The sequence below is a fragment of the Citrobacter sp. Cm046 genome, assembly GCF_030333065.1.
GTDB lineage: Bacteria > Pseudomonadota > Gammaproteobacteria > Enterobacterales > Enterobacteriaceae > Citrobacter > Citrobacter murliniae.
The window spans coordinates 1-11,689 of the sequence record NZ_JAOWGP010000030.1 but is presented as its reverse complement, the minus strand read 5'-3'; the positions used below and the strand labels follow the sequence as shown (position 1 = coordinate 11,689).

The 11,689-nt window shown below is 50.8% G+C and carries 13 protein-coding genes; 12 read left to right on the top strand and 1 reads right to left on the bottom strand.

Annotated features, from left to right (window positions below; translation table 11 throughout):
* The first annotated feature begins 53 nt into the window (after positions 1-53).
* From OGX98_RS01790 to trpS, 12 genes are all read left to right on the top strand, one after another.
* Positions 54-833: a type IV pilus biogenesis protein PilM gene (locus OGX98_RS01790; RefSeq protein WP_286594738.1), complete on the top strand. Its 780-nt coding sequence runs from the start codon at positions 54-56 to the stop codon at positions 831-833.
* Positions 833-1,372 carry a PilN domain-containing protein gene (locus tag OGX98_RS01785; RefSeq protein ID WP_286594835.1) on the top strand — a complete coding sequence of 180 codons (540 nt, stop codon included), beginning with the start codon at positions 833-835 and terminating at the stop codon, positions 1,370-1,372. Before OGX98_RS01790 ends, OGX98_RS01785 begins: the two co-directional genes overlap by 1 nt.
* Positions 1,356-1,826 carry a HofO family protein gene (locus tag OGX98_RS01780; protein ID WP_286594737.1) on the top strand — a complete coding sequence of 157 codons (471 nt, stop codon included), beginning with the start codon at positions 1,356-1,358 and terminating at the stop codon, positions 1,824-1,826. The genes OGX98_RS01785 and OGX98_RS01780 overlap by 17 nt, the downstream gene beginning before the upstream one ends.
* Complete coding sequence (locus OGX98_RS01775; RefSeq protein ID WP_045448425.1) at positions 1,816-2,220, top strand: HofP DNA utilization family protein; 405 nt, start codon at positions 1,816-1,818, stop codon at positions 2,218-2,220. The genes OGX98_RS01780 and OGX98_RS01775 overlap by 11 nt, the downstream gene beginning before the upstream one ends.
* Positions 2,132-3,370: a DNA uptake porin HofQ gene (gene hofQ, locus OGX98_RS01770; RefSeq protein ID WP_200013175.1), complete on the top strand. Its 1,239-nt coding sequence runs from the start codon at positions 2,132-2,134 to the stop codon at positions 3,368-3,370. The genes OGX98_RS01775 and hofQ overlap by 89 nt, the downstream gene beginning before the upstream one ends.
* Before the next feature lie 405 nt (positions 3,371-3,775).
* On the top strand, positions 3,776-4,297 hold the full coding sequence (gene aroK, locus OGX98_RS01765; RefSeq protein ID WP_003023552.1) for a shikimate kinase AroK: 522 nt from the start codon (positions 3,776-3,778) through the stop codon (positions 4,295-4,297).
* A gap of 55 nt (positions 4,298-4,352) precedes the next feature.
* Entirely contained in the window at positions 4,353-5,441 is a 1,089-nt protein-coding gene (gene aroB, locus OGX98_RS01760) for a 3-dehydroquinate synthase (protein ID WP_048222884.1), read from the top strand.
* Between the two features lie 96 nt (positions 5,442-5,537).
* Positions 5,538-6,818: a cell division protein DamX gene (gene damX / locus OGX98_RS01755; protein ID WP_286594736.1), complete on the top strand. Its 1,281-nt coding sequence runs from the start codon at positions 5,538-5,540 to the stop codon at positions 6,816-6,818.
* 117 nt (positions 6,819-6,935) lie between these two features.
* Complete coding sequence (gene dam, locus OGX98_RS01750) at positions 6,936-7,772, top strand: adenine-specific DNA-methyltransferase (protein ID WP_045448416.1); 837 nt, start codon at positions 6,936-6,938, stop codon at positions 7,770-7,772.
* A gap of 17 nt (positions 7,773-7,789) precedes the next feature.
* A complete protein-coding gene (rpe, locus tag OGX98_RS01745; RefSeq protein ID WP_045448414.1) occupies positions 7,790-8,467 on the top strand; it encodes a ribulose-phosphate 3-epimerase in 678 nt (225 codons plus the stop codon).
* Entirely contained in the window at positions 8,460-9,218 is a 759-nt protein-coding gene (gene gph, locus OGX98_RS01740; protein WP_286594735.1) for a phosphoglycolate phosphatase, read from the top strand. The genes rpe and gph overlap by 8 nt, the downstream gene beginning before the upstream one ends.
* A complete protein-coding gene (trpS, locus tag OGX98_RS01735; protein ID WP_045448410.1) occupies positions 9,211-10,215 on the top strand; it encodes a tryptophan--tRNA ligase in 1,005 nt (334 codons plus the stop codon). The genes gph and trpS overlap by 8 nt, the downstream gene beginning before the upstream one ends.
* A gap of 65 nt (positions 10,216-10,280) precedes the next feature.
* Here the strand turns inward: trpS and OGX98_RS01730 are convergent.
* A protein-coding gene (locus OGX98_RS01730; RefSeq protein WP_286594712.1) for an IS3 family transposase occupies positions 10,281-11,638 on the bottom strand; the annotation gives its coding sequence in 2 pieces (ribosomal slippage) (positions 10,281-11,176 and positions 11,176-11,638; 1,359 coding nt in all).
* Between the last annotated feature and the right edge of the window lie 51 nt (positions 11,639-11,689).

Below are 11,689 nucleotides of genomic sequence, written 5' to 3'. Positions count from 1 at the left end.
CAGACGCATTGATATACCCGTTAAAGCAACGGATGATAAGGAGATCATCAGCAATGGCTTTCAGTATCTGGAAAATTGGTCTGCATATTCAGCAACATGAAGTGCTGGCTGTTGTCGTCTCTCGTGACGGCTCTGGTTGGTTTCTACCACGCTGGTGGCGTATGCCATTGGCACGTCAGGTTATCGTTGAGGGTCACATTCGCGAGCCTGAACAGCTTGCGGCAGTGTTAATGCCGTGGAGTCGTGAGCTTCCCCGCCGACACCATATCTATCTATCCTTTCCCGCCAACAGGACACTACAAAAAAAATTTCCACGCCCTGCAATGACCTTACGTGAGCCAGAACAAACGGCATGGTTGTCGGGGTCTATGGCACGTGAGCTGGATATGGAGCCGGATGCGCTGCATTTTGATTATAGTGAAGATACGTTAAGTCCGGCATTTAACGTGACAGCTGCGCAAAGCAAAGAAATTTCAACACTCCTGACACTGATGCAAACGCTGAAAGTACAGGTTGTTGCCATCACGCCTGATGCCAGCGCACTACAACGCTTTATTTCCTATTTGCCACCGCATCAACAGTGTCTGGCCTGGCGTGACGATGAGCAATGGCTATGGGCGACCCGTTATGCCTGGGGACGTAAATCGGCAAGTGATATTACCGTTCTTGACGATCTTGCTGCGACATTATCTCTGGCAACAGAAAACATTGCTCTGTGCGCGCCCAAAGGATTCGATCCCTTAAGCGTCGTGTCTGTCCGCCAGCCGCCTATTCCTCCAGAAAGCCACGTTTTTGCCATTGCGCTGGGTCTTGCTATGGGGGAAATGGAGTGATGACACCGACAATCAATCTTTTGCCCTGGCGTCAGTCACGACGCAATGCCTGCCTGCGGTTTTGGGGGGCTTTATTTAGCGGTTCACTGCTGTTGATTGTCGGCTGCACGTTGAGCTATTACGCCGTTACCCGTTTAGAAAACCGGGCTGATACTGTGCTGATAACCGCCGAAAAAATGCGGGCTGATGCCCTGGCGGCGCTAAAGCCTCGTTTGCAACTACGTCAGCAACAATGGCAACAAGCTCAGCAACGAGAAAGACTGCGTGACCAGACGCGAAGTTGGCAGCCCATTCTGGAAGGGCTGGCGGCTCTGTTACCAGAGCATGCGTGGTTGACGAAAATGACCTGGCAGCAAGATACGCTGGAAATTACCGGCAGTACGCTGAACTTTGCTGCATTAAAAGTGCTGGAAAATCAATTGCATCAGCAGACCTTTCTTCAGGTAGGTAGCCCAGGGGAAACACAGCAGGATGCACAGGGCCGTTGGCATTTCCACTATCGTCTGATACGGAGCGCTACGCATGATAGCCCTCTGTGATGGCTGGTTGACACAATCGCCGCGTTTTCGCACCGCCTGTTGGGCTGGCTGGAGTTTTGCGCTGGTTATTATTGTCGCGTTATGCCTGTTTTACCCTGCGGTGCAGGCGCGAAATGCACAACGAACAGCGTTAACACAGCAACGTGCGGTAATTCAATTGCAGTGGCGAAACCTGTACCAGTTGGCTGCTTCGGTCGACTCAACGCTTTCGGCAACTGAAGAGAAGATAATTCCTTTTTCTGCTTTAGCGTTCCAGACCCCTGTTACACGTTTGATTCACTGGCAACCCTCCGCGCAGGGGGGCGAGCTGGCGCTGAGGTCAGCCTGGGATGCGATCCCGCCAATGTTCGTGCGTTTGGCGGAGCAGGGAATGAATGTCAATCGGTTCTCTCTCAGCGTGGAGGATGCTGAGCTGCTATTAACGATACAGCTGGAGCGTCTGAATGAAGGGTAAACGATGGCTGTTGGTGTGTTCCAGCTTGCTGATATTGACCGGTATGCGTAATCCCTTCCAGCCGCCAGAAGATCACTGTCAGCTTTCTGAACTATCGACGTGGCGCTATCAAGGCGCCGTGATCAAGGGAGAGCGAACGATAGGCCTGGTGCTGGATGGCAAGCATAAATGGCGGCGTGTAGAGCAGCACGATGTTTTGAACAGTGGCTGGACGGTCTCTCAGGTTACGGCGCAAAACATGACCATTGACACGGATAAAAATTGCGAGCCGTCACGGAGGCAATGGCAACGACAAGGAGAGGTGAATGAAGCGATGGATAGCGGCAGTTCTGATGACAATAGTTCCCACCTTGCTGGCGGGGAAAACGCAAAACGTGACGCTGGTGGTGGATGAGGTTCCAGTTGTTCAGGTGCTGCAGGCGCTTGCTGAACAGGAAGGCAAAAATCTGGTGGTTTCTCCCGATGTCAGTGGCGTACTGTCACTGCACCTGGCTGATGTACCGTGGAAGTTGGCATTCCAGACTGTGGTGAAAAGCGCCGGACTGGTACTGCGCCAGGAGGGAAACATCCTGCATGTGCATTCTGTTCGCTGGCAGAATGAAAATGCGGCACGTCAGGAGAGTGAGCAGGTACGGATTCAGGCGAGTCTACCGCTGGAACATCGCAACATAATTTTGCACTACGCTGATGCAACAGAGCTGGCTAAAGCCGGTGAGAAGCTGCTGAGTGCAAAGGGCAGCATGACGGTCGACAAACGAACCAACCGGTTATTACTGCGTGATAACAACGTTGCGCTGCTCGCTCTGGAGAAGTGGGTGGCGCAAATGGATTTACCCGTTGAGCAGGTCGAACTGGCGGCACACATTGTTACGATTAATGAGAAAAGCCTGCGCGAGCTGGGAGTTAAGTGGTCACTGGCTGATGCACAACAATCGGCGACGGTGGGTGATGTCACGACGCTTGTCAGCGATCTCTCCGTACCTGCTGCGACCACCCGTGTAGGGTTTAACATTGGGCGTATTAATGGGCGTTTACTTGAGCTGGAGCTTTCTGCACTCGAGCAAAAGCAGCAGCTCGATATTATTGCCAGCCCACGGTTACTGGCATCTCACTTGCAACCTGCCAGTATTAAGCAGGGGAGTGAGATCCCTTACCAGGTTTCCAGCGGAGAAAGTGGCGCGACCTCCGTTGAGTTCAAGGAGGCTGTGCTGGGAATGGAAGTTACGCCAACTGTGCTGCAGCAAGGGCGGATTAGACTTAAACTGCATATCAGCCAGAATGTTCCCGGTCAAGTATTACAACAAGCGGATGGCGAAGTGCTGGCTATTGATAAGCAAGAGATTGAAACCCAGGTAGAAGTAAAAAGTGGAGAAACAATCGCGCTGGGTGGGATTTTTTCGCGTAAAAATAAATCTGCGGAGGACAGCGTCCCGCTGTTAGGCGATATCCCCTGGCTGGGTTATTTTTTTCGTCATGACGGCAAAGAAGATGAGCGACGCGAGTTAGTCGTGTTTATCACGCCAAGACTGGTCCCGACAGAATAACTTATGCAGGAAAAGCCGTTGTTTTTGCACTGAACACGTTTCAGGGATTTGACGTGCGGGTGTATTTAGCATACAAGGAGTACCGATTTGAGCGTCGGTACTTTTCTTTACTTATGCGAGCAGTGAACATGCCTTGCCTTTCTGGTGGTGTGTCATTGGCTTATTTGGCCTCATTTGGCTACGCGATACGTCGCTGAGCCTGATGTTTACGGGGTAGCTTATCTACCACAACCAGAAATGCGCAAGGATTGGTGATTTATTCAGTTGCCAAACCCGCTTGAGTATTGAGATAATTTTCAGTCTGACTCTCGCAATATCTTATGAGGTTTCAGTTCATGTCCTGCTGCGCTGTGTGTCTGCGAAGCGGGTTTACCATTAACGAATAGTCTTAGTAGTACCGAAAAAATGGCAGAGAAACGCAATATCTTTCTGGTTGGGCCTATGGGTGCCGGAAAAAGCACTATTGGGCGCCAGTTAGCTCAACAACTCAATATGGAATTTTACGATTCTGATCAAGAGATTGAGAAACGAACCGGAGCTGATGTGGGCTGGGTCTTCGATGTAGAAGGTGAAGACGGCTTCCGTGATCGCGAAGAAAAAGTCATCAACGAGTTGACGGAAAAACAGGGTATTGTGCTGGCAACTGGCGGTGGCTCTGTTAAATCACGTGAAACACGTAACCGTCTTTCCGCTCGTGGCGTCGTGGTCTATCTTGAAACGACAATTGAAAAACAACTTGCGCGAACTCAACGCGACAAGAAACGCCCGCTGCTGCAGGTAGAATCGCCGCCTCGTGAAGTTCTGGAAGCGTTGGCTGATGAACGCAATCCTCTGTATGAAGAGATTGCTGACGTGACCATTCGCACCGACGATCAGAGCGCAAAAGTCGTGGCAAACCAGATTATTCATATGTTGGAAAGCAACTGATTCTGGCTTAATACACTCGTCTGCGGGTACAAGTAACTAAGGTGGATGTCGCGTCATGGAGAGGATTACAGTCACTCTCGGGGAACGTAGTTACCCTATCACCATCGCGGCTGGTTTGTTTAATGAACCGGCTTCATTCTTACCGCTGAAATCGGGCGATCAGGTTATGTTGGTGACCAACGAAACTCTGGCTCCCCTTTATCTCGATAAGATTCGCGGCGTACTTGAACAGGCGGGTGTTAACGTTGATAGCGTGATCCTTCCCGATGGTGAGCAATATAAAAGCCTGACGGTTCTGGACACGGTTTTCACCGCGTTACTGCAAAAACCGCACGGTCGTGATACCACGCTGGTTGCTCTCGGTGGCGGCGTGATTGGCGATCTTACCGGTTTTGCTGCGGCAAGCTATCAGCGTGGTGTACGTTTTATTCAAGTTCCGACAACGCTGTTGTCGCAGGTTGACTCCTCCGTTGGTGGCAAAACTGCCGTAAACCATCCCCTCGGTAAAAATATGATTGGCGCGTTTTACCAACCGGCCTCCGTGGTGGTGGATCTCGACTGTCTGAAAACGCTTCCTGCGCGAGAGCTGGCATCGGGACTGGCGGAAGTAATCAAGTACGGCATCATTCTTGACGGTGAATTTTTCAGTTGGCTGGAAGAAAATCTGGACGCGCTGTTACGTCTGGATGGCCCGGCAATGGCGTACTGTATCCGCCGTTGTTGTGAGCTGAAAGCAGAAGTTGTCGCAGCAGACGAGCGCGAAATGGGCTTACGTGCTTTACTGAATCTGGGGCATACGTTTGGCCACGCAATCGAAGCTGAAATGGGTTATGGCAATTGGTTGCATGGTGAAGCTGTTGCAGCAGGTATGGTGATGGCGGCTCGTACGTCAGAGCGCCTGGGCCAGTTTACCTCCTCTGATACGCAGCGCATCATTACGCTGCTTAAGCGAGCAGGCTTACCGGTTAATGGACCTCGTGAGATGTCCACTCAGGCATATTTGCCGCACATGCTGCGTGATAAGAAAGTGTTGGCGGGAGAGATTCGTTTAGTGCTTCCGCTGGCCATAGGGAAGAGTGAAGTACGCGGCGGAGTGTCGCATGAGGTGGTTCTTAACGCTATTGCTGATTGCCAGCAGGTGTAACAACAAGAAAGGTCCGGCTTGCGTTGCAAAGCGTAAGTCTTTTAGCTTCAGGTTATGTGCAAAGTCGTAAGCATTAACCTTTGAGTGGGGTGTTAAATGGATGAATTCAAACCAGAAGACGAGCTGAAACCCGATCCCAGCGATCGTCGTACTGGTCGTTCTCGTCAATCGTCTGAACGTGATAATGAGCCGCAAATCAATTTTGATGATGTTGATCTGGATGCCGACGATCGTCGTCCAACGCGTGCGCGTAAAGAACGTGATGAAGAGCAAGAAGTTGAAGAAGACTATGAATCTGATGACGAAGCTGTGGATGAAGAGCGTGTAGAACGTCGTCCGCGTAAGCGTAAACAAGCTGCCAGTAAACCTGCCTCTCGTCAGTACATGATGATGGGCGTAGGTGTCCTGGTGCTATTGCTGTTGATCATCGGTATCGGTTCAGCGCTGAAGGCCCCCTCATCCTCCTCTTCCAGTGATCAGACTGCGTCTGGCGAGAAGAGCATCGATCTTTCTGGCAGTAACGCAACGGATCAAGCGAGCACGGCTCAGCCGGCTGGCAATACGCAGCAGGATGTTTCTCTGCCACCGATTTCCTCTACACCGACCCAAGGACAGGCACCTGCTGCCGCTGAAGGTCAGCAGCGGGTTGAAGTGCAGGGCGATCTGAACAATGCCCTGACGCAGCCGCAAGGTCAGGAACAAGTTAATAATGTGGTAGTGAATTCTACGCTGCCCACTGAACCTGCTACCGTTGCACCAATTCGCAATGGCAATACGGCACGTCAGACTGCTACCACAGAACCTGCGGAACGCCACGCAACTACGCGTCCGGCAGAACGCAAACAGGTTGTTATTGAGTCGAAGAGTAAGCCGCAAACTACAGTGAAAGCGACGCCGACAGAGCCAAAACCGGTTGCTCAGGCGAAACGCACTGAACCGACAGCGCCAGTCACTACGACGAAAGCGCCAGCCGTGACAACTACACCAAAAGCGACAACTGAGCCAAAAGCAACCGTAAGTACGACGCCTGCCCGGACTGCTGCACCTGCGACAACGACTACAACACCTGTTGCTGGCGGCGCGAAAAGTGCAGGGAATGTTGGTGCTTTAAAATCCGCACCGTCCAGTCATTACACTTTGCAGCTCAGCAGTTCTTCTAACTACGACAACCTGAATGGTTGGGCGAAGAAAGAGAACCTGAAAAACTACGTGGTGTATCAGACGACGCGTAACGGTCAACCGTGGTATGTTCTGGTGACTGGCGTGTATGCGTCTAAAGATGACGCTAAACGTGCAGTGTCTACGTTGCCTGCCGATATTCAGGCGAAAAATCCGTGGGCAAAACCGCTGCATCAGGTTCAGGCAGATTTGAAGTAAGATAGGCTATGTTCTGCAATTGTTTGATGTTTCGCCCAATTGCGGGACAAAGACTAAAGCGCAGGATGCTGTCGGAGCTTTCTCCACAGCCGGAGAAGGTGTAATTAGTTAGTCAGCATGAAAAAAAATCGCGCTTTTCTGAAGTGGGCAGGGGGAAAATACCCCCTGCTTGATGATATCAAGCGGCATTTGCCCCAAGGTGAATGTCTGGTTGAACCCTTCGTGGGTGCCGGGTCGGTGTTCCTCAACACCGACTTTTCTCGTTATATTCTTGCCGATATCAACAGCGACCTCATCAGTCTCTATAACATCGTGAAGGCGCGTACTGATGAGTATGTGCAGGCTTCACGCGAGCTGTTTGTACCTGAAACTAATCAGGCTGAGGTGTACTATCAGTATCGGGAAGAATTTAATGCCTGTCAGGATCCGTTTCGACGTGCGGTGCTGTTCTTATATCTGAACCGTTTTGGCTACAATGGCCTGTGTCGTTATAACCTCCGTGGCGAATTTAACGTGCCATTTGGCCGTTATAAAAAACCCTATTTCCCGGAAGCAGAGTTGTATCATTTTGCAGAAAAAGCGCAGAATGCAGAATTCCATTGCCTTTCGTATGAAGAGTGCATGGATCGTGCCGATGTAAACTCTGTCGTCTATTGTGATCCGCCGTATGCCCCATTGTCTGCTACGGCGAATTTCACCGCTTATCATACCAACAGCTTCAGCCCAAAAGAGCAGGCCCGTTTGGCTGAGATGGCAGAAAAGCTGGTCAGTAAGCGAATCCCGGTGTTAATTTCGAACCATGACACGCCCGATACCCGAGAGTGGTACAAAGCGGCGAAACATTTTCAGGTCAAAGTGCGGCGCAGTATAAGCAGCAACGGCGGCACACGTAAAAAGGTGAACGAATTGCTGGCTCTGTACAAACCAGGGGTCGTAACGCCTGCGAAAAAATAATTCTCAAGGAGAAGCGGATGAAACAGTATTTGATTGCCCCCTCAATTCTGTCGGCTGATTTTGCCCGCCTGGGTGAGGACACCGCGAGAGCATTAGCTGCCGGTGCCGATGTCGTGCACTTCGACGTCATGGACAACCACTATGTACCGAATCTGACTATCGGGCCGATGGTGTTGAAGTCGCTGCGTAAATATGGGATCACTGCCCCAATTGATGTCCATCTGATGGTGAAGCCGGTTGATCGTATTGTCCCGGACTTTGCTGCGGCAGGAGCCAGCATCATTACTTTTCATCCTGAAGCCTCCGAGCATGTCGACCGCACTTTACAGCTCATCAAAGAGAACGGTTGCAAGGCGGGTCTGGTGTTTAACCCGGCGACACCGCTGAGCTACCTGGACTACGTAATGGATAAGCTGGATGTGATCCTGCTGATGTCCGTAAATCCGGGGTTTGGCGGGCAGTCTTTCATTCCGCAAACGCTGGAAAAATTACGTGAAGTCCGTCGCCGTATTGATGAATCCGGCTATGACATCCGCCTGGAAGTCGATGGCGGCGTCAAGGTGAACAACATTGGCGAAATCGCGGCAGCGGGTGCTGATATGTTTGTCGCAGGCTCTGCAATTTTCGACCAACCAGACTACAAAAAAGTCATTGATGAAATGCGCAATGAATTGGCGAAGGTAAGTCATGCATAAATTTCAGGACATTCGTGGCGTTGCATTCGACCTCGACGGTACGCTGGTTGACAGTGCGCCAGGATTAGCCGCAGCGGTGGATATGGCGCTGTACGCGCTGGAGTTACCGACGGCGGGTGAAGAACGCGTGATTACCTGGATAGGTAATGGCGCTGATGTGTTGATGGAGCGTGCGCTCACCTGGGCTCGTCTGGAGCGTGCCACGCTGCGTAAAACGATGGGTAAACCGCCCGTAGATGACGACATTCCTGCTGAAAAGCAGGTGCGTATTTTACGTAAGCTGTTCGACCGCTATTACGGTGATATCGCTGAAGAAGGAACCTTCTTGTTCCCTCATGTTGCTGATACGCTGGGTGCGTTGCATGCGCAAGGCCTGCCGTTAGGCCTGGTGACCAACAAACCAACGCCGTTTGTGGCGCCGTTGCTCAACGCATTGGACATCGCCAAATATTTTAGCGTGGTCATCGGTGGTGACGACGTGAAAAACAAAAAACCGCATCCCGATCCACTACTGTTAGTGGCTGACAGGATGGGGATTCCCCCCGAGCAATTGCTCTTTGTGGGCGATTCGCGCAATGATATTCAGGCCGCAAAAGCGGCTGGTTGTCCCTCAGTTGGCCTCACGTATGGTTATAACTACGGTGAAGGGATAGATCTCAGCCAGCCAGATGTAATTTACGACAGCATTAATGACCTTCTGCCCGCACTCGGGCTTCCGCATAGCGAAAATCAGGAATTGAAAAATGACTAAGCCCATCGTTTTTAGTGGCGCACAGCCCTCAGGTGAATTGACCATTGGCAACTATATGGGTGCGCTGCGTCAATGGGTAAACATGCAGGATGACTACCATTGCATCTACTGTATTGTGGACCAGCATGCTATCACCGTCCGTCAGGATGCTCAGAAGCTGCGTAAAGCAACACTGGATACGCTGGCGCTTTATCTGGCGTGTGGTATCGATCCTGAGAAAAGCACCATTTTTGTTCAGTCCCACGTACCAGAGCATGCACAGTTAGGCTGGGCGCTGAACTGCTACACCTATTTTGGTGAACTGAGCCGTATGACCCAGTTCAAAGACAAATCTGCGCGCTACGCTGAGAACATCAACGCCGGTCTGTTTGACTATCCGGTACTGATGGCCGCTGATATTCTGCTGTACCAGACGAATCTGGTACCGGTAGGTGAGGATCAGAAGCAGCACCTGGAACTGAGCCGCGATGTTGCCCAGCGTTTTAATGCGCTGTATGGCGATATCTTTAAAGTGCCTGAGCCGTTTATTCCTAAATCTGGTGCGCGCGTGATGTCCCTGCTGGAGCCGACGAAGAAAATGTCTAAGTCGGATGACAACCGTAACAACGTGATCGGCCTGCTGGAAGATCCGAAATCAGTGGTTAAAAAAATCAAACGTGCAATGACGGATTCCGATGAGCCGCCTGTTGTGCGCTACGATCTGCAGAATAAAGCGGGTGTTGCTAACCTGCTGGATATTCTCTCTGCCGTGACCGGCCAGAGCATTCCAGAACTGGAACAGCACTTTGAAGGCAAAATGTATGGTCACCTGAAAGGCGAAGTTGCGGAAGCTGTTTCCGGTATGCTGACTGAGCTTCAGGAGCGCTACCACCGTTATCGTAATGATGAAGCTTTCCTGCAGAAAGTAATGAAAGACGGCGCAGAAAAAGCCAGTGCTCGTGCATCTGAAACGCTGAAAGCGGTTTATGAAGCGATTGGTTTTGTCGCTAAGCCGTGATTCATTCAGTGTTATTAAAAAAACCGGGTAAACTGAACTGACCCCATAATATTGGACAGTTTATTTTAAGCGGTTATCTGGGCCTGGATTCGGTATTCTACCGGACTCAGGCCTTTCAGTTTCTGTTTTATTCTTTCATGGTTGTAATAGTGGATATAGTCATCGATAGCCATGCGCAACTCGCTGATATTCTCGTGTTCCGTGAGGTAAAAACACTCAGATTTCAGTGTGCCGAAGAAGCTCTCCATCACTGCATTGTCATGACAGTTCCCCTTCCTTGACATGCTCTGTCTCAGACCCGCCTCCTTAAGCCGGTTCTGATAATGTGCCATCTGATATTGCCAGCCCTGATCTGAGTGGAGCAGCGGGTATTCGTTTTTGCCCAGTACAGATATAGCCTTCGACAGCATGTTATCCACCATCGACAGAAGAGGACGGGGCCCCATCTGGTACGCAACTATTTCTCCGTTATACAGATCCAGAATCGGGGACAGATACAGCTTTTCTCCGCTGATTTTAAATTCCGTGACATCTGTAACCCACTTTTGGTTGGGCTTATCCGCACTGAACTGCCGGTTCAGTACATTACCCACAACTTTCCCATACCGGCCTTTGTAAGAGTTATATTTCTTCCTTCTGATACAACAGGTTAAACCCAGAGCCTTCATTAACCTGTGAACCGTTTTATGGTTCAGTAAGCTTCCTTCCCGGCGGCCAGCCAGCGTGATTCGCCTGTATCCATACCGTCCTTTATGTTTATGGAACAGCGTTAAAATCTGCTGCTTGTCATCAGCATATTTGTCTGGTTTTTTACCGCTGGCCAGTTGCCAGTAGAACGTGCTTCTCGCCAGCCCTGCGGCGTTTAACAAGCGTGCAAGAGAGAACTTCAGCCTTAACTCATTCACGACCTGCGCTTTATCCCGCGTCCTGACGTGCTCCTTTCCCTGAGTAAGGCCTGCAGCTTTTTTAGATATGCCACTTCAGCACGCAGTTGTTCAAGCTCCTCACGTTCATCCGGGTCAAGAGGAGCCTGCAAAGGAGGGACAGGGTGATTCTCAGGGTGTTCTGGCATCGTTTTTTTCCTGCGTCGGCTGTCTGTAAGGGCTTCTAATCCCCCTTCATCATACAGTCGTTCCCACTGACAAACAGTGGAAAAGGCCGGGATAATGAATTTTGCACAGACTTCGCGAACAGACAGGTGGTGTTCACGCATATGCAGGATAACGGACTCTTTAAACGCAGGAGAATAGGTAAAATGCCGGGTTGTAAGCCCGGCTTCGCCATGAAGCTTCCAGGCAGCAGACCACTTACGAACGGCACTGTGATCGATACCAAAACGTTTTGCCGTCGCTTCCTGTCCTTCCTGCCCGGAAAGATAGTGCTGCACAACCTCAAGCTTAAAGCTGAGAGAATACTTGCTCATAAAAAACTGCACCTTACTTCGTTGGGTGTCCAACTTTTTGGGTGCAGTTCA